At 62.1% G+C, this 22811-nt stretch carries 18 protein-coding genes; 4 read left to right on the forward strand and 14 right to left on the reverse strand.

The window, feature by feature from the left end:
• Positions 1–439 precede the first annotated feature (439 nt).
• Both BR41_RS24865 and BR41_RS09365 read right to left on the reverse strand, forming a co-directional pair.
• The gene (locus BR41_RS24865; RefSeq protein ID WP_084186961.1) at positions 440–2485 is read right to left on the reverse strand and encodes a glycoside hydrolase family 19 protein; all 2046 of its coding nucleotides are present in this window, start codon (positions 2483–2485) and stop codon (positions 440–442) included.
• 436 nt (positions 2486–2921) lie between these two features.
• Positions 2922–3656, reverse strand: coding sequence for a pseudouridine synthase (locus tag BR41_RS09365; RefSeq protein ID WP_084186962.1), 735 nt, complete (start codon positions 3654–3656; stop codon positions 2922–2924).
• 48 nt (positions 3657–3704) lie between these two features.
• Here BR41_RS09365 and rlmH point away from each other — a divergent pair, with 48 nt between their 5' ends.
• Positions 3705–4175, forward strand: coding sequence for a 23S rRNA (pseudouridine(1915)-N(3))-methyltransferase RlmH (gene rlmH / locus BR41_RS09370; RefSeq protein WP_035055648.1), 471 nt, complete (start codon positions 3705–3707; stop codon positions 4173–4175).
• Positions 4176–4351: 176 nt separating this feature from the next.
• A complete protein-coding gene (locus BR41_RS09375) occupies positions 4352–4942 on the forward strand; it encodes a Maf family protein (RefSeq protein WP_035055651.1) in 591 nt (196 codons plus the stop codon).
• A 178-nt stretch (positions 4943–5120) separates the two neighbouring features.
• Here the strand turns inward: BR41_RS09375 and BR41_RS09380 are convergent, their stop codons facing one another.
• From BR41_RS09380 to BR41_RS09410, 7 genes are all read right to left on the reverse strand, one after another.
• Positions 5121–5924 (reverse strand): pseudouridine synthase, encoded by an 804-nt coding sequence (locus tag BR41_RS09380; RefSeq protein WP_051710588.1) that lies wholly within the window; start codon positions 5922–5924, stop codon positions 5121–5123.
• 45 nt (positions 5925–5969) lie between these two features.
• Positions 5970–7013 (reverse strand): Kdo hydroxylase KdoO, encoded by a 1044-nt coding sequence (kdoO, locus tag BR41_RS09385; RefSeq protein WP_084186969.1) that lies wholly within the window; start codon positions 7011–7013, stop codon positions 5970–5972.
• A 92-nt stretch (positions 7014–7105) separates the two neighbouring features.
• The gene (locus BR41_RS09390; RefSeq protein ID WP_084186973.1) at positions 7106–8146 is read right to left on the reverse strand and encodes a peptide ABC transporter ATP-binding protein; all 1041 of its coding nucleotides are present in this window, start codon (positions 8144–8146) and stop codon (positions 7106–7108) included.
• Positions 8136–9122 (reverse strand): oligopeptide/dipeptide ABC transporter ATP-binding protein, encoded by a 987-nt coding sequence (locus BR41_RS09395; protein WP_035055654.1) that lies wholly within the window; start codon positions 9120–9122, stop codon positions 8136–8138. The genes BR41_RS09390 and BR41_RS09395 overlap by 11 nt, the downstream gene beginning before the upstream one ends.
• Positions 9122–10009, reverse strand: a complete 888-nt coding sequence (locus BR41_RS09400; protein ID WP_035055657.1) for an ABC transporter permease subunit — start codon at positions 10007–10009, stop codon at positions 9122–9124. Before BR41_RS09400 ends, BR41_RS09395 begins: the two co-directional genes overlap by 1 nt.
• 2 nt (positions 10010–10011) lie before the next feature.
• Positions 10012–11022 (reverse strand): ABC transporter permease subunit, encoded by a 1011-nt coding sequence (locus BR41_RS09405; RefSeq protein WP_035055659.1) that lies wholly within the window; start codon positions 11020–11022, stop codon positions 10012–10014.
• 195 nt (positions 11023–11217) lie between these two features.
• Complete coding sequence (locus tag BR41_RS09410; RefSeq protein WP_035055661.1) at positions 11218–12816, reverse strand: ABC transporter substrate-binding protein; 1599 nt, start codon at positions 12814–12816, stop codon at positions 11218–11220.
• 540 nt (positions 12817–13356) lie between these two features.
• Between BR41_RS09410 and BR41_RS22845 the strand changes: the two genes are divergently transcribed.
• Together BR41_RS22845 and BR41_RS09420 are read left to right on the forward strand one after the other, a co-directional pair.
• Positions 13357–14313, forward strand: a complete 957-nt coding sequence (locus BR41_RS22845; RefSeq protein ID WP_051710590.1) for an EAL and HDOD domain-containing protein — start codon at positions 13357–13359, stop codon at positions 14311–14313.
• Positions 14313–16373, forward strand: coding sequence for a putative bifunctional diguanylate cyclase/phosphodiesterase (locus BR41_RS09420; RefSeq protein ID WP_051710591.1), 2061 nt, complete (start codon positions 14313–14315; stop codon positions 16371–16373). Before BR41_RS22845 ends, BR41_RS09420 begins: the two co-directional genes overlap by 1 nt.
• Positions 16374–16434: 61 nt before the next feature.
• Here BR41_RS09420 and BR41_RS09425 read toward each other — a convergent pair whose 3' ends face one another.
• From BR41_RS09425 to BR41_RS09445, 5 genes are all read right to left on the reverse strand, one after another.
• Positions 16435–16689, reverse strand: a complete 255-nt coding sequence (locus tag BR41_RS09425) for a hypothetical protein (RefSeq protein WP_035055664.1) — start codon at positions 16687–16689, stop codon at positions 16435–16437.
• 277 nt (positions 16690–16966) lie between these two features.
• Entirely contained in the window at positions 16967–17950 is a 984-nt protein-coding gene (locus tag BR41_RS09430; protein ID WP_035055667.1) for a glycosyltransferase family 2 protein, read from the reverse strand.
• Positions 17943–18350, reverse strand: coding sequence for a GtrA family protein (locus tag BR41_RS09435; protein ID WP_211251709.1), 408 nt, complete (start codon positions 18348–18350; stop codon positions 17943–17945). The genes BR41_RS09430 and BR41_RS09435 overlap by 8 nt, the downstream gene beginning before the upstream one ends.
• 179 nt (positions 18351–18529) lie before the next feature.
• Positions 18530–20524 carry a DUF2298 domain-containing protein gene (locus BR41_RS09440; RefSeq protein WP_035055668.1) on the reverse strand — a complete coding sequence of 665 codons (1995 nt, stop codon included), beginning with the start codon at positions 20522–20524 and terminating at the stop codon, positions 18530–18532.
• 246 nt (positions 20525–20770) lie between these two features.
• A complete protein-coding gene (locus BR41_RS09445; RefSeq protein ID WP_035055670.1) occupies positions 20771–22747 on the reverse strand; it encodes a DUF2298 domain-containing protein in 1977 nt (658 codons plus the stop codon).
• Between the last annotated feature and the right edge of the window lie 64 nt (positions 22748–22811).

A 22811-nucleotide genomic window follows, 5' to 3' on the forward strand; every position in this document is an offset into this window, starting at 1 on the left:
TTTGCCGGCTGCTACGTCAACGAGCAGGCAGCAGTCGAGTTTGGCTTTGGAAACGTCGATACCGAGAAAGTGCATGATGAGAAAAGATCGAGAAGATGAAGAAAGTGCCACGTCGCCCACTTGCCTTGTGCATACAGGGTCGCGCCCTTGGCTACCGTTCAGTGTCTAATTGGCGAGGAGGGTGAGGCAGCGGGCTTGATCTACGTCGCAAGGTCCAGGCCTTCAGGGTGGGTCCAAGCTGCCGCTGCCTCGTGTGATGGGAGCTAACCATCACGGGAAACAAGATACAAGGGCGGGTTAGACGTCCCACGTCGTAACCCGCCCTACGAAGGCTACGAATTTGTGCCCGGCAGACGAAAAAACGGCGGCCTCTTGCGAGGGCCGCCGTTTGAGCGGGATTGATCCACCGGTTTGCGCCGGCCTGGATCAAAGGTCAGCGTTACTTGGTGTTGTCGATCACCACTGAACCGTTGAACTTCACCTGACCGCGGAACATGTAATCCACGCAGGCCTTGTAATCGCCCGGGTTGGCGAGGGTGAACGGCATCTGGTAATCCACCAGTGCGCAGGCGTAGCTGGCACCGCCCGGGTTGTTGGCGTTGTAGGCCCAGCTCTTGTCGAGATAGGTCTTGGTCGCCGCTGCGGAGCCGGGCTGGAAGCCCTTCATATTGGCGCAGCTCAATTGCTCCGAGGCCGGGATGGTGATGCCGAGCGCCGCGCTGTATTGCTTGTACGCCGCGATGCGGTTGGCGGCCTGCGGTACATCCGAACCCCCACCGCACTCGATGCCCCCGTTGATGATGTAGATGGTGGCGCCAAAGCCCGGACTCATGCCGCTGGCGGTGTCGACTGCATTCGGCACCCAGGTGCCATCGACGACCCAGGTCATCGGTGGCTTGGGCGATTGCGGGTAGACGGCGAACCAGACGGCGGAGGCGAAGTTGAGCCAGGTATCTGCCACTTGGCCGGGGTTATCGAGCAACACATTCACGTCGCCATACAGCGATTTGCTGAACGGGCCGTAGTTGTAGTTCCAGGACAACTGCTTGGAGCCGCGCCCGAAGTAGTCGATGTTCTTGCCTTGGGCGTTTTGTGCGCAGGGGTAGAACACCGAGAAGATCGTGCTGCCGGCGCCGCTGAAGCAATCCTGATAGCTGCCGACGGCCGAGCCTTCGTTGTAGCCCATCTCACGCAGGTACCACAGCGCCTGGTTCCAGGTCGGGATCGCGGTGTTTTGCGGCATGGTGGCCAGCACGGCGTTGTTGTTCGCCGGGTAGGTCTGGGCCGTGGCCGGCGTCAGTGTGTCCCAGCTGGCGCCGGTTTCCTGCGTGAAGTGCGCGAACGAGGTGGCGAGCAGCTTCTTGCAGATGGCGTCGGCGTCGCGGCCATCGGTGTAGTTGTCGCAATAGGCCGGGAACTTGGCTACGCCGCGCAGCAGGTTGACGTAGGTGTAGGCCACGTTGCGCACCGGGAACAGCTTATCGAAGGTGGCTTGCGGGATGATGCGCTCGACGCGTTTCACGTTATCCGGGTTGCTGGCATTGCCCGGCGTGACGGTGTTGACCTGCGCATCGGGCAGCACGCGCAGTGCGGCGCGGATCAGGGCGATGGCGTTGGAGTTGGTCGATGCTTGCGACAGCAGCGCGCTTTCCGCCGAGGTGAATTGCGCATCGGTCGGGTAGCCGGCCGGGGCGGTCACGTAGCTGATTTGCGGCTTGTAGGCGGCCGGGGCCGGAACCGCCGTCGGCGTGCCGGATGGGTTCGGTGTCGGCGTGGCCGGTACAGCGGTTGGTGTGGGCGTAGCTGGTGTTGGCGTCGCCGTGACGGGGGCTGGCGTCGGTGTGGCCGGCTTGGGAGTCGGGGTCGCTGTAACCGGAACTGGTGTTGCTGTCGGGGCGGGCGTTGCGCCGCCGCAGTTGCCCAGCACGGTCCAATCCTTGCCGGAGCCGGCCGGGCCGCTATTGGTGGCCGGGTTGGCACTGGTCCACCAGTTGGCCACGTAGTTCACACCGTTCAGCGTGACCTTGTCGCCACCGTTGTAATTGGCCTTGGTCGAATCCCACGCGGCATAGCACGAGCTGGCGGGGGTCGGCGTAGCCGTCGGTGGCACGGGCGTTGGGGTGACCGGTTTGGGAGTAGCAGTAACCGGGACTGGAGTCGGCGTCGCCGGTTTGGGTGTCGGGGTCGCAGTTACCGGGGCCGGCGTTGGTGTGGCGGGCTTCGGTGTTGGCGCTGCGGTTGGCGCGGGCGTGGGCGTGCCACCGGCGCTGACGCCAAGATCGGACCACAGGCTGGCGGTGGTCGGGTTCCAGCCGGAGCTGGCGTAATCGGTCTGGCTGACCAGTGATTTGTAGTCGTGCCCGTTGTAGGACACGATGGTGCCGGCGGCGTAAAACACGTCCGGCTGCCATGCGGGGTAGGCGGCGTACGCATGTACGGCCAGCAAGGCAGCCGGAATCGCTGCAAGTGTGAAGCGGTTGAACATAATCTCTTCTCCATCCTTATATCGGGATCAGCCCCTGTGCTATCCGGGCTGGCGCTCGTCAATTTCTGGAAAGAAATGCGGCGCAAGCTGGTTAATGATTTGTTTTTTCCAGCTTTGGGCAACGATTAGCGGATAGGCGCTTTGGCTTGTCAAGCGCTGGCAGGTGAGGGATGGAGTCGTCTAAACGAGTGCTGCAATCTGGACTACAAGATGGTTTGTCTTAATCGATCACGAGGTGATCGATTTGTGTTTAGTAGTCTGAAAATAAACAGCTTTTATGAAAATGACTGCTGCGGTATTTAACAGAAAAGCAATTGCTTCTGTAGTGAAAATACGTTTTTGAATGTAGTTCGGCCCGAAACAATCTGGTGCAGGGTGTTGAAAATGCAGCAGATTGGTATTGCCGTCATCGGCATTAGATTTCAGCTGACTGACGTCATGCTTTGTGTTTTTGATCGGGCCAAGCATAGGCCCACGGCGGCGGGTTCTGCGCCAATTGCTGCTGCATTGGCTCGCTACAAAATTGCTCGCCGGCTTGCGGGGGCAATACGAGTTCAAAGCGCTGCCCGCGCCAATCGAACGCCAGTGCGTAGGCATGCAGATAACCGCGATCTGCCGCCACGCCGCCGTAGCGCGTGTCGCCCAGAATCGGGGCGGCCAGGCTCTTCATCGCTACCCGCAGTTGGTGAGTGCGGCCGGATAGCGGACGTAGCACGAAGAGCCGCAAGCCATTGCCCAAGCCGTGGCTGAAGAACTGCGTGCTCGCGAATTGCTCGCGGCCTTCGCCGAGCTTCCAGCTGCCGTTGCGGCCCGGCAGCATCGCGCCGGCCACGGTGCCCTGCTTCTTCTTGGGCGGCCGGGCCGAGAGCCCGAGGTAGAACTTGTCCAGCCGGTGCTCGGCAAACATCGCGCCGAATTCGCTGGCCGCTGCCTCGTTACGCGCCAGCAGCAGCAAGCCGGAAGTGATGCGGTCGAGCCGGTGCAGCGGGTGGAGTACCCCCTCGAATTGCTCGCGCAACAGTTCGACAAAACCCGCCTCGCCACCCTCGCGGTGAAAGCTCAAGCCCGGCGGTTTGTAGGCGACGATGAAGTCGGCTTCTACATGGAGCACAGCCACCTTGCTTGGATCGGGGGCGGCTAGGTTGAGGTGGGTGATGGGAGAGGCGGGCATGGCGTGGATTCGGCGTAAAATCGGCCGATTGTAAAACGTGACGCGCCCATGAAGCTGATCATCATCGCCGTCGGCCACAAGATGCCGGACTGGATCGAAGCCGGTTTCGCCGAATACCAGAAACGCTTGCCGCGTGAATTCGCGCTCAGCCTGATCGAGCTGAAGCCGGATAAGCGCGCCGGCAGCAAGACGCCGCAGCAGGTGATGGCCGAGGAAGCTGAACGTATCCTCGCCGCCGTTCCGCAAGGCGCGCGCGTGCTGGCACTGGATGAACGCGGCGCGAACTGGACGACGATGGCGCTGGCCGAAAAGATGAAGGGCTGGCATGTCGATGGCCGCGATACGGTGTTCATCATTGGCGGCACCGACGGGCTCGATCCGAGTGTGAAACAACGGGCGGATCAGCTGCTGCAGCTTTCCGCCATGACTTTGCCGCATGGCATGGTGCGGGTGTTGCTGGCGGAGCAGTTGTATCGGGCTTATTCGATTTTGCATAACCATCCGTACCATCGGGAGTGAGGGGATAGGTGTGAGGGGGATTTTGTAGGAGCGAGCTTGCTCGCGATTGCATCGTTCCATTCACCGTCGTCATCGCGAGCAAGCTCGCTCCTACAGGGTTTGTGGGACGCGCTACCATCTGTCACACCTCACACCTCACACCTCACACCTCACACCTCACACCTCACACCCAAACCATGACCGATCTATACCTCGCCTCTGCCAGCCCCCGTCGCCGCGAACTGCTTGTCCAGATCGACGTCACCTTCGAAATCGTCAGTGCGCCCATCGACGAAACACCGTTCGCTGGTGAAACCCCCACCGATTACGTGCTGCGTCTGGCCGTCGCCAAGGCCAAGGCCGGTTGGCAAGCTGCGGTCGATCAGGGCAAGCCGGCTTTGCCGACGCTGGGGTCGGATACGACGGTGGCGCTGGGCACCCAGTTGCTCGGTAAGCCGACCGATGCAGCCGACGCAACCGAGATGCTGCGGCAGTTGTCCGGCACGACGCACGAGGTGCTGACCGGGGTGGCACTGGTCGATGGCGAGCAGGTAGATAGCGTGGTGTCGCTCAGCCACGTGACCTTTGCCACACTGACCGAGGCGCAGATCGCCGCCTATGTCGCCACCGGCGAGCCGATGGACAAGGCCGGCAGCTATGGGATTCAGGGGCATGGCGGCTTGTTCGTGCAGCACTTGTCCGGCAGTTTCACCGGTGTGGTGGGTTTGCCTTTGCATGAGACGGCATTGCTGCTGGCACGGGCTGGGTTGGGGTTTCTGGCACGCTGAAGCGTTGTTTACGATCTGTTGGAAAAGCGCGCAGCGCAACCATCGCGTTAAAAGAAGCCTGCAATCGAAGAACAAGCCCAAGCGGGCAGCGCAAAAAAATTGGCGTCCGCTGCCGCGGACGCCAAAGACGCTAATCAGAGAAACTGAAGCTACCTCCGCAGGGGGCAGAGGTCAGTATTTAACGACGTGATTTCCGTGGCGTTGACACGATTTGCGCTGCCCGGCCAACGCGCAGTTGTGCAATCTCGTCCGCGTTCAATTCCCGCCACGCGCCCTTGGCCAATTCACCCAGTTGCAATGCGCCGATCGCGACGCGCATCAGCCGCAAGGTCTCGATGCCATGCGCTTGCAGCAAGCGGCGGATATGGCGATTGCGGCCCTCATCCAGCACGATTTCCAGCCAGGCGTTTTTCTCGCCGCTGCGCAAAACGGTTGCCCGTTTGGCGAGCAGCTTTTCACCATCGTGGACGATGCCGCTGCGCAATGCTGCCAGCAGGGCGTCGTCCGGCAGGCGGTCGATTTGCACGTGGTAGGTCTTGTCGAGATGGCTGGCCGGGTCGGTCAACGCGGCGGCCCAGCGCGTGTCGTTGGTGAACAGCAGCAAGCCTTCGCTGGCTTGATCGAGCCGACCGACCGGCCCCAGCCAGGGCAGGTTTGCGCCATCAAAACAGCGGTAGACAGTATCGCGCCCGCGTTCGTCCTGCGCCGTGGTGACGAGGCCACGCGGCTTGTTCAGCATCAGGTAGACGAATTGAGGCTTCTCGACCGCCGCGCCGTCCACGGTGAAGCGGTCACGATCCGGGTCGACACGCCGGTTGGCATCACGTTCGACCTTGCCGTTGACGGCCACTTTGCCTTCCGCCACCAGGGCCTCGGCTTGCGAGCGCGAGCAGAACCCGAGCTTGGAAAGTGCGCGGGCAAGGCTGACGCGGCCTTGCGGCGGGGCTATCGGGCGAGTACGGGGTGGAACGCGGTTGCTCATGATGCTGCGGGACGAGGAGGGTGGCCCCGCAGTGTAGAGCGCCGATCAAAATCCTGCTGCAGGCGTTTTGTGGTTTGTGCTGGCGCCGTCCACCAGCATCTCGCGGATCGTGTCGAATAAGGGCGGCGCTTTGGGCGTGAACGGTTGTTCTGGCGCGCCGACGAGGGGGCGGCCGGTTAGCCGCTCAAGTACCGCGAGCGGCGATTCATCCGGATGCGCCATATCCGTTGGTGACAGGAAGAAGGTCTGCTCCAGCATGAATTGGCCGGACACCACCGCATGTGGGACTTGATCGGAAAAACAGATCCAGACGCTGCCGGGCGGGAAGGCGATGGTTTGCTGGCCGCTGTCGCTCTGGTAGTAGGCATCGGCCTTCATGGCATCGTGCAGGTGCAGCATGATGTGGTCGTAGGCGCTGCGGCGTTGCTTGGTGATGCGCAGGGCCTTGAGCAAGGCGGCGCTGCCGGGCCATTGCCGTGGCAGGCGCGGCAGCATGTGTTCGGCCACGTCCTGAAACGGCTCCCCCACTTGCCAGACCCGCGGTTCGCCATGCGGGTTGATATTGGTGAAGACGCGCAGGATGCGCTCGCCATGATTCGGGCGCGACGGAAAGGCATCGATGTGCAGGCGGCTGTCGTCGTGCCGCCATGAGGTCCGGCGCGTTTCGACCCGATGCAGTCGCAGGCTGGTCGGGGCTGCGCGCAGATGGCCGCGATAGTGGGGAAACAAGTGATCGACCAAGGTGGTTGCCTGTTGCGCGTAGCGGGCGACTAACTGGTGGAAGGTGGTTTGGGTCGCACCATTGCCGGCAACGCCGCGCAGCAGGCCGGTCTTGCCGTCGAGGCTGATGTTCTTGCGTTTCGGGTCGGCGAATTGCGGATCGAGCAGCGTGCGCTCGGTGTCGGAAAGCGCAAAGGCGAGCTGGGGGAAGAACAGCACTTTGCCTTGTTCGAGCAAGGCGGTGCGGGTGTTGTCGGCGAGGCGCCAGTGCGTTTGCTGCCAGTCGGCGCCGGGCAGGATCACGAGGGGGTTGCCCTTGCCGGAGAGGATTTCCGGCAGGGCACGCTGTGGATTCAGTGCGATGTTCATGTTGAGGCGGCAACTAAGGCATGGCGAATTGGTTCCTCGAGATTAGTTGCGCGCCGTGGCACTTTTCCATCAGGTAAGGCGTAAAAATGCCTTTACACCGTGCAGTTGCTATAGATCTCTTCCACGCGATGACATGCGACCAGTCGCTCATACAGCGGGCGTAGCTGCGGCACTTCCGCCACGCAGCGTTCGGCCGCGTACGGGCAGCGGGTGTGGAAGGTGCAGCCGGACGGTGGCTTCAACGGCGATGGCAATTCACCGACCAGCTTGATCTTGATCTGCCGATCCGCCTTGTGGATGGCCGGCGTGGCCGACATCAGCGCCCGCGTGTACGGATGCAGCGGCTTGGCGAAGAGTGCTGTTTTCGAGCCGTATTCCACCGTGCTGCCGAAGTACATCACCATCACGTCGTCCGCCACGTGCTCGACCACGCTGAGGTTGTGGCTGATGAACACGTAGGCGGTGCCGAGTTCCTGCTGCAAATCCATGAACAGGTTGAGGATCTGCGCCTGGATCGACACATCCAGCGCCGAGGTCGGCTCATCCGCAACGACGATGGCCGGCTGCAGCATCATCGCCCGCGCAATGGCGATCCGCTGCCGTTGCCCGCCGGAGAACATATGCGGATAGCGGTGATAGTGCTCGGGCCGCAGGCCGACCTTGGTCATCATGGCGCGGACTTTTTCCTCGCGTGCGGCAGCGTCCAGATTGGTGTTGAGCTTGAGCGGCTCGCCCAGCATCACGCCAATCTGCTTGCGCGGGTTGAGCGAGGCATACGGGCTCTGGAACACCATTTGTACCTTGGGCCGGATCGCCTTGAGCTGGGCGGCGTTTGCGCTGGCAATCTCGATGCCATCGATCTGCAGGCTGCCGCCGGTGGGCTCTTCGATCAGCGTGAGCTGGCGGGCCAGCGTCGATTTGCCGCAACCGGATTCGCCCACCACCGCCAGCGTCTTGCCGGCAATCAGTTCGAACGAGACGTTGTTCAGCGCCTTGACGGTGGCATGACCACGCAAAAAGCCGCGCGATACGGTGTAGTGCCGCGATAGCTCGCGGGCGATCAGGATGGGTTTTTCGGGGCTGGGTTGGGTCACGTCAGCTTGGGTCACATCATTGGCAACGTTATTGGACATGGGTGGGTCTCCCGGCGTCGTCGAGCGGGAAGAAACAGCGTGCCGCGCCGTTGGGCGTGGCAAACAGTGTCGGGTGATCGCTGTGGCAGCGGTCTTGCACATAGGGGCAGCGCGGGCTTAGCAGGCAGCCGGTGGGCCGGTCGTACTGGCCCGGCACTACACCCGGCAGTGTTGCCAGTCGATCCGCACCTTTGCTGTGCTCGGGGATCGAGGCCAGCAGTGCTTGCGTATACGGGTGGCGCGGTGCGCTGAAGATGCCCGGCACCTGGCTGGTTTCGACCACCTCGCCGGCGTACATCACTGCCACGCGGTGCGCCACTTCGGCGACCACGGCCAGATCGTGGGTAATCAGGATCAGCGCCATGTCGTGCTGTTTTTGCAGGTTGACCAGCAATTCCATGATCTGCGCCTGCACCGTGACGTCGAGCGCCGTGGTCGGTTCATCGGCGATCAGCAGCTTCGGATTACAGGCCAGTGCCATGGCGATCATTACGCGCTGGCTCATGCCACCGGAGAGTTGATGCGGATAGGCCGCCAGCCGCGACGGGGCATCGGGAATCTCGACCATTTCCAGCAGTTGCTGGGCGCGTGCCTTGGCGGCTCGGCCAGACAAGCCCTGATGCAGCTTGAGCGTTTCCATCAGCTGCGCGCCGACGGTGTAGGCCGGGTTCAGGCTGGAGAGCGCATCCTGAAAGATCATGGCGATGTCGCGACCGATGAGCTGGCGTTTGTCGCGCTCTTTCATCGTCAGCACGTTCTTGCCGTCGAACTCGAGCGCATCGGCGTGCACGCGGCCGGGGGCGTCGATCAAGCCCATCAGTGCCAGCATGGTCACGCTCTTGCCGGAGCCGGATTCACCGACGATGCCGACGATCTCGCCGCGTTCGATCGACAGGCTCACGCCCGTCACGGCGCGGAACGGGTTTTCCGAGCTGCCGAATTCGACGCTCAGGTTTTTCATATCAAGCAAGGCCATTACGCGAGCCTCTTCAGTTTGGGGTCGAGCGCATCGCGCAGGCCGTCGCCCATCAGGTTGAGCGCCAGCACCGTGATCAGGATGGCGAGGCCGGGCATGGTGACGACCCACCACGCGCTCTGGATGTAGTCACGCGCGTTGGCGAGCATGGTGCCCCACTCCGGCAGCGGCGGTGGCGCACCAAGGCCCAGAAAGCCCAGCGCGGCGGCATCGAGAATGGCGGACGAAAAGCCGAGCGTGGCTTGCACGATCAGCGGGGCCATGCAGTTGGGCAGCACGGTGTTGAACATCAGCCGCAGCTTGCCCGCGCCGGCCAGCCGCGAGGCAATGACGTAATCCTTGTTCAGCTCGGTCATGGCCGAAGCACGGGCGAGCCGCACGTAGGACGGCAGGCCGACTACGGCGATCGCGAGCACGGTATTGCCCAGACCTGGCCCGAGCACGGCGACGATGGCGATGGCCAGCAGCAGGGACGGCAGCGCCAGCATGATGTCCATCAAACGCATGATGAAGCTGCCGATGGCGTTGGGGTAAAACGCCGCGATCAGGCCCAGCGCGACGCCGGGCAACAAGGACAGCAGCACCGAGACCGAGCCGATCATCAACGACAGCCGTGCGCCGTGCAGCAAGCGGCTGAAGATGTCGCGGCCGATTTCGTCGGTGCCCAGAATGAAGCGCCACGAGCCGTCGTGCGCCCAGGCCGGCGGCGTGAGCAGCGCATCGCGGTATTGCTCGGCCGGCGCGTGCGGGGCCACCAGCGGTGCGAATACGGCGGCGAAGACCAGCAGGGCGAAGTAGATCAAGGCCACCGTCGCGCCCTTGTTGGTGCGGAACGATTGCCAGAACTCTTTCAGCGGCGATGGGTAGGTCAGTGTGGGTTCAGTCATTGTTATCTCGCGTGACGGATACGCGGGTTAATCACGCCATACAGCAGATCGACCAGCAGGTTGACGAGAATGATCATGGTGGCGACCAGCAGGATGCCGCCTTGCACCACCGGGTAATCGCGGCGCGAAATCGAGTCGATCAGCCACTTGCCGATGCCGGGCCAGGAAAAGATCGTTTCTGTGAGCACCGCGCCGGCCAAGAGCGTGCCGACCTGCAAACCGATAACCGTGACGACCGGCATCAGCGCGTTGCGCAGCGCATGCACCAGCACGATGCGGGTGCGGGAGAGCCCCTTGGCGCGGGCGGTGCGGATGTAGTCCTCACGCAGCACTTCCAGCATCGACGAGCGCGTCATGCGGGCGATCACGGCCATCGGGATAGTGCCGAGCACGATGGCGGGCAGAATCAGGTGCATCACGGCGGATTTGAAGGCGTCGAAATCCTTGGCGAGCAAGGTGTCGACCAGCATCAGGCCGGTGACCGGGGCCACTTCGAATTCGAGATCGAGCCGGCCGGAGACGGGCGTCCAGCCGAGATAGACCGAAAAAAAGATCACCAGCATCAACGCCCACCAGAAGATCGGCATCGAATAGCCGGTCAGCGCTGCGCCCATCACCGTGTGATCGACGACGGTACCGCGCCGGGTGGCGGCGATGATGCCGGCTGCCAGCCCGACGATGGTGGCGAAGATGATCGCGCAGATCGAGAGCTCCAGCGTAGCCGGGAACAGCTTGAGGAATTCGGATAGCACTGGCTCCTGGGTGGAGATGGATTGCCCAAGATCGCCATGCACCGCGTGCACGAGGTAATGCCAGTACTGCATGTACAGCGGCTGATCCAGCCCCAGCCGGTGCATGGCGGCCTTGTAGAACACCGGGTCGAGATTGCGCTCGCCCATCATTACCAGTACCGGGTCGCCCGGAATCAGGTGGATCAGCGCGAAGGCGAGGATGGTGATGCCGATGAAGGTCGGGATCACCACGGCCAGCCGCCGCAGGATAAAAGTGAACATGGGTGGGAGTCTCCCGTGGGGTTTTGCGATCTGAATATGGCTTTCAGATCAAAATCGCAGAACCTTCAAAAACCGCAAGAATGTTGGACCAATAAAACCAAACGGCCCACGTCGTTAGGTTACGACGTGGGCCGCTGGCTGCCCAAGAATCTGTTCAAAATCTGAATCGATCTGAACGGAGTTGGGCGGAAGGGGTTACTTCAGACCGACTCCGTAGAACGGGGTCAGACCAAACGGGCTGATCTTGAAGCCCTGTACATCCTTGCTCATCGGTTGGTACCAGGTGGAGTGCGCGATCGGAGTGAACGGCACTTCCTTCTTGAAGATGACCTGCGCTTTTTCGTACAGCTTGGTGCGTTCAGCCTGCGACGGGGTGCTGCGAGCTTTCAGGATCAGTTCGTCGAACGATTTGTCGCACCAGCGCGAGTAGTTGTTGCCGCCGACTGCGGAGCAACCCAGGTTCACGCCCAGCCAGTTGTCCGGATCGCCATTGTCGCCGTTCCAGCCGATCAGGAGGGCATCGTGCTCGCCGGCCTTGGCACGCTTGAGGTATTCGCCCCATTCGTAGGTGGTGATCTTGGCCTTCACGCCGATCTTGGCCCAGTCGGACTGGATCATTTCAGCCATTACCTTGGCGTTCGGGTTGTACATGCGCTGCACCGGCATCGCCCACAGGGTGATCTCGAAGCCGTTCGGGAAGCCCGCCTTGGCGAGCAGGGCCTTGGCCTTGGCCGGGTCGACCGGCGCATCCTTGATGGCCTTGTTGTACGACCATTGCGTCGGCGGCATCGCGTTGACGGCGAGTTCGCCAGCGCCTTGATAGACCGCATCGATGATGGCCTTCTTGTTGATGGCCATATCGAGCGCCTGACGCACTTCGAGCTTGTCCAGCGGCTTGTGCTGTACGTTGTAGGCCACCCAGCCCACGTTGAAGCCGGCCTGGCTCGGCACGGCGAGGTTCTTGTCGGCCTGCAGCAGCTTGATGTCGGCCGGGCGCGGGTAAGCCATCACCTGGCATTCGCCCTTCTGCAGCTTTTGCACGCGGACCGAGGCATCCGGCGTGATGGCGAAGATCAGCTTGTCGAGCTTGACCTCACCCTTGCGCCAGTAAGCCGGGTTGGCGTCGTAGCGGATGTTGGCGTCTTTCTGATAGCTCTTGAACACGAACGGGCCAGTGCCGATCGGCTCCAGATTGATGTTGCCGGGCTTGCCGGCTTTCAGCAGCGCATCGGCGTATTCGGCGGACTGAACCGAGGCGAACGACATGGCCAGATTCTGGATGAAGGCCGGGTCGAGGCTCTTGAGCTTGATGCGGACGGTGTATGGATCGACCTTCTCGACCGCCGTGATGTTGGTATCCAGGCCCATGTCGGAGGCGTATGGGTAGTCGGTCGGTGCGGCCTTGTTGAACGGCAGGTTCTTGTCGATCAGGCGCTCGAAGGTGAAGACCACGTCATCGGCGTTGAAATCACGCGTCGGCTTGAAGTAGCTGGTGGTGTGGAACTTTACGCCCTTGCGCAGATTGAAGGTGTAAGTGAGGCCATCGGCGCTCACATCCCACTTCTCTGCCAGACCGGGACGAACCTTGGTGCTGCCCGGCTCGAATTCGGTGAGGCGGTTGAAGACGGTTTCGGCGGAGACGTCGAAATCGGTGCCGGTGGTGAAACGGGCCGGGTCAAAACCCGCCGGGCTGCCTTCCGAGCAATAGATCAGTGTCTTGCCGGCGGCGGCGGCACTGCCTGCAGCCAGGGTAATGGCGGCGGCGAGTGCGAGGGTGCGTGGGGTGATTCGCATTGAAAATCTCCATCCGTGCATGAGCACTTTGTTTCATCCGTGCGTGAGCACTTGAGTTTGGTCTGTGCGCGAGCACTGGTTCCAATCCGTGCATGAGCACTTGTTTAAGGGCTGCTGACACAATCTAGCGTAGTGCTGTTGGCGAACGAGCACAATCCAGACAGCTGATTGCATTGTCATGCAGCGATCAGCGCCGGATGCTATGGGGCGCGCGCCAGAGCGCGGGATCGGGAAATACCCGTATCTGCCTGCTAGGTGTTGCAGGGCGGCTACAGTGGCCGGCCAAGCGGTTGTTTTTATCCACTTGGCATTCTCGGCTTGCTGACGTAAGTTGCGCTGGCTACGGTATACATAGGCTCTATCGGTCTGTTTGTTTTGCGTATTGCGCAGCCGTGAAACAAATCGCAGCGGGGCTTCGCTTGCCATCCACCCAAATGACGAGATTTAAACGTCGATTAGAACCTGATCTGGATGAAGCTCTCACCTCCCATCCGCCCTTTGCTTGAACCCATATGGCGATCCGACCGGAGCTGGGTTGGCTTGCGCCTTCATGCCGATCCGGCGGTGCTGCCGCGGCTGGCCGAGGCGCTGGCGGCCGAGCCGGCGCTGGCTGATCTGCCCTTGCTCTATCCGGTGGAAGGCATGCCGCTCACGCCGCTGCCCGGCAAGTTGATGTGGCTCTGTAGTCCGGGTACTGATCCGGTGCCCGAGCATGCCGTTGCCGAGATGGCATCGATCGACGAATTCCCTCCCGCCGGCCCGGTGTTTTTCAGCGGTATCCATACGCCTTCCGAATTGGCCGTGCTGCCAACTGGCGCATGGTGTTGCGGTGCGTGGCCCACGGTGGCCAGCGCGCGCGGCAGCAAACCACGGCCGGCGCAGCCGGTGCTGCTGGAGTTATTGGGCCTGATCGCCCGCGATGCCGATTCCCCCGATATCGAAGCCGTGTTCGCCAAGGCGCCGCAGCTCTCGGTCAGCTTGTTGAAGCTGGTGAATTCGGTTGCGATCAGTGGCGTGACCAAGGCGGGCAGTTTGCGGCAGGCGATCACCGTCCTGGGCCGACGCCAGCTGCAGCGCTGGTTGCAGCTATTGATGTATGCCGAGCAGTTCGGCCCCGGTGAAATGATGCCGCCGCTGCTGGTCGTTGCCGCTTTGCGTGCCCGCCGGCTGGAAAACTGGGCCAGGGCGGGCTGGCTCACCGGCTGCCCGGCGGAGAGCGCTTTCTTTACCGGCATGCTGTCTTGCCTGGATTGCCTGTTTGGCATGCCGATGGCCGATCTGCTGGCCCCGCTGCCGTTGCCGGACGATGTGGTCGCGGCGCTGACGGTGGGTAAGGGCGAGCTGGGGCAGGCATTGGCGCGCATCGTCAAGCTGGAGCATGGCGTCACCGCCGATTTCGATTACTGGCCGAATCAATGCGCCTGGTCCGCCTGGGTGGAGGCCGAGGTCGATGCCGTCGCGTGGACACGCCGGCTGTTCAGCATGGTGGCAACGTAATGGCCCTGCCTCCCGACCTATCCGCCAACCATCTGCCGCAGTCCTTGCTGGGTGCGATCGATGCCTCTTTGCTCACGCTGGATCTGGATGGCTACATCACCGGCTGGAGCCGTGGTGCGGAGCGGTTGTTCGGCTATACGCCGCATGAGGTGATCGGCAAGCACATCCTGCTGCTCTACGCCGATGAAGGCGAGCGCGAGGCCGAGCTGCTGAACACGGTGCTCAAGCATGGCCGGGGTGAAATGGAAGTGCTGCGGCGGCGCAAGAGCGGCGAGGCGTTCTGGGCCAATCTGCACCTGTCGCTCGCCCGCGATGCCAGCGGCACGCCGCTCTACATCATCGGCTACGTGCGCGACATCACCGATCGCTTGGCGGCCGAGGAAAAGAACCGCCTGTACGGGCTGATCTTCGAGAAGGCCAACGATGCCATCGTGGTGGTGAACGCCGAGCGCGAAATCGTGCTGGTCAACCATGCCTTCGAGCAGATCACCGGTTTCCATGTGACCGAGGCAATCGGGAAAACGCCGCGTTTCCTGCGCAGCGAAAAAATCAACCCGCGCACGCAGGCCGAGCTGGATGCGGCGCTGGCCACCGTCGGCCACTGGGAGGGCGAAGTCTCTGATCGTCGCGCTTCCGGCGACGAATATCCGGTTTGGCTCAATGTCACTGCCGTGCATAACGATCGGGGGGAGCTGACTCATTACCTGGCGGTGTTCACCGATCTGACCGAGCGCCGCGCCGCCGAAGCGCAAATCCACCGGCTGGCGTATTACGACACGCTCACCACGCTGCCGAACCGGGCACTGTTGTTCATCCTGATCGAGCAGGCGCTGGCCGAGGCGCGGCGCTATCGCCGCCACGGCGCGATCCTGTGCTTCAACATTGCCGGCTTCAAGGACGTCAACGATTCCTTCGGCCACGCCAGCGCGGATCGGCTGCTGGCCGAGATCGCCGGGCGCATCAAGGCCTGCCTGCGCGAAGAAGACGTGGTATCGCGCTTTGGCGGTGACGAGTTCTATATCGCGCTGTTCGATGTGCAACAGCGTGAAGACGCCACCATCGTGGCCGAGCGGATCTTGCGGGCGATCGACGAGCCCTTCGTCATCGATTTCCACGGTGTCGGCACCGATGTAGCGCTGTTGGCCAATATCGGCATCAGCGTCTATCCGGATGACGGGCTGGATGCGGAAAAACTGATCAATCAGGCATCGGTCGCGATGTCCCGCGCCAAGCAGGGCAACCACGCGCACCTGTTCTATTCGAACGAGATGAACCGGCGCTCGCTGGAACGGCTCAAGCTGGAAACCGATTTGCGTTTTGCACTGGAGCGCAACGAATTCGAGCTGTTCTATCAACCGCAGATCGATCTGGCGACGGGGGAGATCGTCGGGGCCGAAGCGTTGTTGCGTTGGCAGCATCCGGTCAAAGGCTATGTGTCGCCCATCGAGTTCATTCCCTTTGCCGAGGAAACCGGGTTGATCGTGCCGATTGGTGCTTGGGTGGTGCAGGAAGCGCTACGGCAATTGACGGTCTGGGATCGCGACGGGATTTATCTGGAACGGCTGGCGATCAATGTCTCCGGCCTGCAGTTCCGGCCGGGTTTTACCGAGTCGCTCACCAAGCAGATGCTGGAGCACAAGGTGAAGCCGGGCCGGCTGGAGCTGGAAATGACCGAGACGGTGCTGATGCGGCACAACGAGCGCTTGCAGGCCATGTTGGCCAGTCTGCGCGAGGCCGGCTGCAGCTTTGCGCTCGACGACTTCGGCACCGGCTATTGCAACCTGACCTACCTGCAGCAATTCGCCATCGACTTCCTGAAAATCGACCGCTCTTTCATCAGCAACGTGCCCGGCACGCGCCGCGATGAGGCGATCGTCCGCTCGATCATCGACATCGCCAACAACCTTGGCCTGGATGTGATCGCCGAAGGGGTCGAGACCGCGGAACAGGCGCGTTTCCTGCGCATGCTCGGCTGCTCGCTTGCCCAAGGGTTCTACTACTACCGGCCGCTGCCTGAGGCGGAGTTCACGCCGCTGCTGACAGTAAAAACCCCCGTCTGAGTGACGGGGGTTTTTTGATCCGGGATTGCTGATCCGGCTCGGGCGAAAGCTAGCTTACAGCTTAGACCGCTTTCTTGTGCTTCTTGTGCTTCTTGGCTTGTGCCTTGGTAGCTGCCGCCTTGTGGTGCTTCTTGTGATGCTTCTTCGCTTGTGCCTTGGTCGCGTCGGATGCCTTCTTGTGATGCGCTTTCTTGTGGGCAGCCTTGTGGTGGGTTGCAGCCGGTGCGGAAGCAGCAGCGTCGGCGGCGAAGGCCGAACCAGTCAGCATCAGGCCGGAAGCAGCGAGGGCGAGCACAATCTTGCGAACGATATTCATGGTGTTGCTCCTTGGGCGGTTGTTGCCGGGTCAATTGCCCGGTCAGCGATTTCAGAATCGCACTCGTATCTTACGTTGTCTGTGAGGCTTCGTGCGTTCATGTAACAGTTCGTGCGAGGTAAATGACACGGTCAACCGTTGATTTTTGTTGACGTTCCTTCGCGATGCACGCGAAACATCCTATCAACACCAGCCAGCCTAGCCAACTACCTTCGTCATTTTATAGTCAGCCGCTGAGCGGTTAGAAAAAACCGCCCGGCGGTGGAACCACGACGGGTTACTGCTGTTCCTGCGTGCATTGGGTGTTGCTGATGCGCGACGGCAGCACATCCTGCGCAAAGTACAGCGGCCGGCCCTTGGTCTCGTTGAAGATGCGGCCGAGGTATTCGCCCAGCACGCCAATGAACAGCAGCTGCACGCCGCCCAGGAACAGAATGGTGACCATCATCGACGGATAGCCGCGCACCACATCGCCGTAGATCAGCTTCTTGCCGACGATGTAGCAAATCTCGGCAAAGGAGAATGCGGCAATGAACAGGCCGAGATAGGTGGCGATCTTGAGTGGCGCGATGGTGAACGAGGTGATGCCTTCCAGCGCGAAGTTCCACAGCTTCCAGTAGTTGAACTTGGTCTCGCCGGCGGCACGCGGGTCGCGGCGGTATTCGATGGCCTTGGTCTTGAAGCCGACCCAGGCGAACAGGCCCTTCATGAAGCGGTGCTGCTCGCGCAGTTGCAGCAGCGCATCGACCGAGCGGCGGCTCATCAGGCGGAAGTCGCCGGTGTCTTGCGGGATCGAGACGCGGCTGGTTTTCTTCATCAGCTTGTAGAACGCGCTGGCGGTGGCCTTCTTGAGCCAGGTTTCGCCATCACGCTGGGTGCGCTTGGCGTAGACCACGTCGTAGCCGTTCTCCCACTCGCGCACCATGTCCATGATCAGCTCGGGCGGGTCTTGCAGGTCGGCATCGATGATCACCACCGCATCGCCACGGGCATGGTCGAAGCCCGCCGTCATGGCGATTTCCTTGCCGAAATTGCGCGACAGGTTCACGCCGGCCACTCGCGGGTCGGTGTCGCACAGGCGCTCGATGATGTCCTGCGTGCGGTCACGGCTGCCGTCGTTGACGAAGATCATTTCGCAGCGATAGTTCGGCAACGCGTCGAACAACGCGCTCATGCGGGTGTGGAAGATCTCCAGCACCGCCTCTTCGTTGTAGGCGGGCACGACAACGCTCAAGAGTTTCTTGTCTACCGCTTTATCCATGGTGGTGCTCCCTGAACGCCCAGAACCGGCTGCCGCCGAAATTCCAGATCAGACCGATGCCGGTGGTAATGACTTGGGCCACCCAGTGATTCCAGCCCAAGTGGTTGACGAACAAGGTCATCAGCCCGGTGTTGAGACACCAGCCGATGCCGACGATGGTGAAGTACTTGGCGGCGGCCTCGGAGTGCGACTTGCCGCTCTTGAAGGTGAAGAAATAATTGAGCACGTAGTTGGCGAACGCGCCCAGCACATAACCCAGCGCGGATGTCACCGCCGCGGCAAAGCCCAGCCAGTCCGTGCCCAGCAGGATGGTCAGATATTGCACGCCGGTGCCGACAAGGCCGACGGCGGCGAACTGGATGAATTGCTTGGACATCGGGTGCTGCAAGACGCGTTTCATGGGTAACTCGTTTCAATTCATCAAAAACACCGTAGGGCGGGTTAGCAGTCGGCGTGCGACGTTTACGTCGCTCCGCGACAGTGCGTAACCCGCCGCATGCTTGGCATGCCACGGTAAGTCCGCCGGGTTACGACGCTAAGCGTCTAACCCGCCCTACGGTTATGTCGGTTTTATCGTTTCTATCGCCGCACCCAAATCCCCACCGGCGGCTGCCCGGCCGGGCCGAAGCCTTGCCAGCCGTAGCTTGCGCCCAACTCACCCGCCCACTTGCTCCAGGCGGCGGTGTTGGCGGCATCCTTGCCGTTCCAGACGATGTAGCGCACGTTGTTGGCCAGCAGCCAGGTACGGGCGTCCGGCAGGTTGCCGGCGTAGAAGCTGCGGATCGAATTCAGCGTCAGGTAGGCTTCCGGCGCGCTGCCGTGCCACGTGGTCAGGTGCGATGGCCAGCCGAGCAGGCCCGGCTTGACGGCGAAGATCGCGTAGATGCCGCCATCGGTGTAGGCATCGGCGTAGAGGTTCTCCATCACGATGCCGTCCGGTGCTGCGCTCAGGTAGCGGAACATGTCGCGCACGGTGGCATCGCCGGTGTAGATGCCGCTGGCGTGCAGCTGTCCGCGGTCGCTACTGTCATTGACGCGGAAGTAGTTGAAGACGTCCACCGCGTACAACAGCGTCACGGCAACGGTAATGCCGGTGACCCAGCGCACCCACTTGGCTTTCGCGCCCAGCAACAGGCTGGTCAGCGCGATCTGCACGCCGCACCAGATCCAGCCCCACCACTTCATGGTCGAGTTGGTGCGCTCGTAACGGCCGCCGGACGGGTCTTTGACGTAGAACAGTTCGGTAAACACCAGCAGCAGGCCAAAGCCGAGGGCGAAATACATCGTCAGCTTGCGGGTGTCGCGACGGGTGAGACCGATGGCGATCATCAGCAGCGTCGGCCAGTGCAGCGCCAGGAATTGCTGCCACGGCGTGTGATCCAGCGCGCTGACGAACTTGATCGGCGTCGCCAGTGATTTGGCGGTGAAGCCGGTCAGGAAGGGGTAGAGCAGCAGGAAGGCGATGACGCCGCCGATGATCAAGGCGATCCAGTCGCCCTTCGGCGCGCCTTCCTCGTTCTTCTTGCGACTGCGCCACGCGGCCCAGCCGCCCACCAGCAGGAACTGCAGCGGGAATACCCAGGTATTGGTCGCGATGGTGATCGGCACGGTAAAGCCGATCAGCGCCGTATTCAGTCGCGCCATGCCCACGCCGGTTTCCACCATGCCGATCAACGCCAGCGCCAAGGCCAAGAGGAAGAAGCCACCCAGCGGCGGGTGATAGTCGCCGACGTAATACTGATAGCCGAAGCCCTCCATCGGCAGCTCGCGGCGCTCGAAGCCATCCGGAATCGGTTGCAGGAACCAGTCGTGACCGATGCGGGTGTTGGTTTGCTCGCGGTCATACAGGCCGACGAAGCGCGCGCTACCCCACATGCGGTTGTTGGCATCGCCGCTGCTATCGGCCGTGGCTTCGTGGACCAGATGCACGAACGGCGTCGCGCCCGTGCCGCCGATGATGAAGGCGGCAACCACCAGCACGCGCCAGTTGCGGTGCGCGACGAAGCGACCGGCGAAATCCCACGCCAGCGCACCCGTCATGCCCATCAGCAGCGGCATCGCCAGGTTGTAGGTCAGGCCGGGCGACAGATCGAACATCCGCCCCATCAGCGCTGCGCCGTAATGCTGGAAGGCGTAGTAGAAATCGAAGGAACGCGGCGGGAACCAGTGATCCAGCGGCGGCAAGGTGCTGCCGGGCAGGTAGTTGGTGATGAAGAACAGATCGGTTACGCGCTCGGACGTCGGGAAGATCGACGGGAAGAACCACTTCCACACCAGCCCGTAACCGACGAGTACCCAGAACACGGCTTCCGAGCGGATGAAGCGGGCCTCTTGTAGGCGGGCCTTATCCCACCACAGCACCAAGCCCGCCGCCGCCGCGGTGAAGGGCCACAGCCACGCCAACTTGCCCCAGCCGTGGAAGTGCTCCAGGAAGAAGCAGGTGAGCGTAACGGCCAGCACGCCGACGGCGCGGGCGACGTGGAAGGACGGAATCCAGCGCGACAACAGCGCGGAGACGCCGGCGAAATGCAGCAGGATCAGCGCCAGCGTGAGCAGGTAGTAGATCGACGTCATGGTGTTCTGCTTTTGTACTTACCGGTTTTGGGCCGGAAATTGATCAAAATTTCTCGGAGCTGCTAAGAGTCTGTTCAAAATCTTTGTTCCCTCTCCCACTCGTGGGAGAGGGTTAGGGAGAGGGTGCTTGCAAAGAACGCTGCATGTTGCACGACCCTCTCCCCCGGCCCCTCTCCCACTAATAGCTGGGCAAGGCTGAAGCCTTGCACGCGAGGGCGAGGGGAGAAAGCCTGCTTTAGCTGGCTCCTATCGATACAGGCGCTTGAACACGCCATATTGTTCATCGCCATTGGCCCACAGCGGCATCCACACGTAATCGGGGGCGAGCTGGGTCTTGAGCTGGGCGAGGACCGGGCCGTGCGCCGAGTCGAAACGGCTCCACACCATGTACTGGATGCGCTGGTTCTTCAGCCAGTCTTTCGCGTCCGGCAACTGCCCTTGATACAGGGAGCGAACCGCGTCGGCACGCTGCCCGACAAAGCCGGGATTCGCGCGCCATTCATTCACGTGATCCGGCCAGCCGATGGCGGACGGTTGCCCCGCGTGCATCGCAAAGCCGGAGGTCTGGCTGTAAGAGCCGCGTTCCACGCTCTCCAGCGTCAGGCCCTGTGGCGCGGCGCGCAGCCAGGTGAGGATGGCGCGGTTGGCGTCGTCATCGCGCAGCCAGCCATCACCCTGGATACGACCGGCGTGCGGTCGCTGTGAGGACATCCAGAAGTTGGCTTGCGGCAGCAGGTACAGCGATACGGCAAACACCGGCACCAGCGCGGCGGCGCGCAGCCATTTTTGCCGGGCGGATGCATTGAGCGCCGTCAGCCAGACCAGTGCGAACGGGTAGAGCCACGACCACCACTTCAGCACGGTGTTGAAGCGCTCGTATGCGCCGCTGTGCGGGTCGTGGACGGTGATGAATTCCGTCATCAGCCACATTGCGACGACGCCAAACGCCGACCACCACGCCAGCCGGTTCTTCGGCCCTTGCAGCAAGGCCAGCACCACCAGCCACAGGATCGGCCACCAGATCGCCAAGCCTTGGCGCAGCGGCGTGTGATCGAACGTTTCCGTCCAGCCCAGCGGCGTGGAGAGCGCATTGGGAACGAAATTGCTGAGGAAGGGGTAGAGCAGCAGCGATGCAGCGATGGCGCCAGCCATCAACCAAGGCAGGTAATGCGCCAGCTTGCCGCGCCAGCGATAGACGAACCAGCCGGCCACCAGCAGCACTTGCAAGGGGAACACCCAGGTATTGAGCGCCAGTGGCAGGGGCATGGTCGCGCCAAGCGCAAAAGCCAGCGGGCGGGCATCATCGCCTTCCTCGGGCTTTTCCAGCCGTGCCATCAGCGCCAGCGCGAAGAACAGCAGCGCAAAGCCACCGATCGGTGGGTGCACGTCGCCCAGGAAGAGCAGGTAGGACGGCGTTTCCAGCGGCAGGTCGCGCGGCTCGAACCCTGGTACGGGCGCAGTTTCCGGTGTCAGTTTGGGGAACAGCTGCTTGCCGAATTCGCTGGTGATGTCTTGATCGAACCGCCCGGCAAAGCGGGTGTTGCCCCACATCTGGATCTCGGCATTGCCGGGGAACAGCATGGTGAGCAGCGGTGCAACGCCGGTGCCGCCGCAGATCAGCGCCACCACGATCAGCACCTTCACCGGCAGCTTGGTGACGAAGCGGCTGGCCACGCTCCAGCCCAGACTGCCAAGCAAGCCGAACACGACCGCGCCGCCCAGGTTCATCGCTACGCCGGCCGATACGCCAAGCCAGCGGCCCAGCAGCGCGACCGAGTAATGCAGGAAGCCGTAATAGAAGTTGAAGACGTAACCGGGCAACCAGCGATCGGCCGGGGGCAGGGTGTCGCCGCCGATGTAGTTGTTGATGAAATAGAGATCGGTCAGGTGTTCGGTGGCGGCATCGATATCCGGGTAGGCCAGCCGCCAGATCAATGCGAACAGGAAGGGCACCACGAACGGCAATTCGCCATCCAGCCAATCCTTGCTGCATAGCCGTTTGCCAATGAGGGCGACCGCGGCGATCGTGGTGATCGGCCACAGGAAGCCGAGCTTGCCGAGCCCGATGAAGTGCTCGACAAAGAACAGCACGAGGCAAATGGCCAACAGGCCACCGGCACGGGCGATGTTGCGGTCAGGCAGCCAGCGCGTGAACAGGCACGCCAAGCCGCCCAGATTGACGAGCAGGATTGCTACCGTCAACGCTAGGTAGATTGCATTCAATTTCCACTCCTCCATGCCCAGTGGGGGGCCACGCTGTGCGTGATCGTACCGGCATCTATTCCGT

The sequence above is a fragment of the Andreprevotia chitinilytica DSM 18519 genome (assembly GCF_000711875.1).
In the GTDB taxonomy this organism is placed as follows: Bacteria; Pseudomonadota; Gammaproteobacteria; order Burkholderiales; family Chitinibacteraceae; genus Andreprevotia; species Andreprevotia chitinilytica.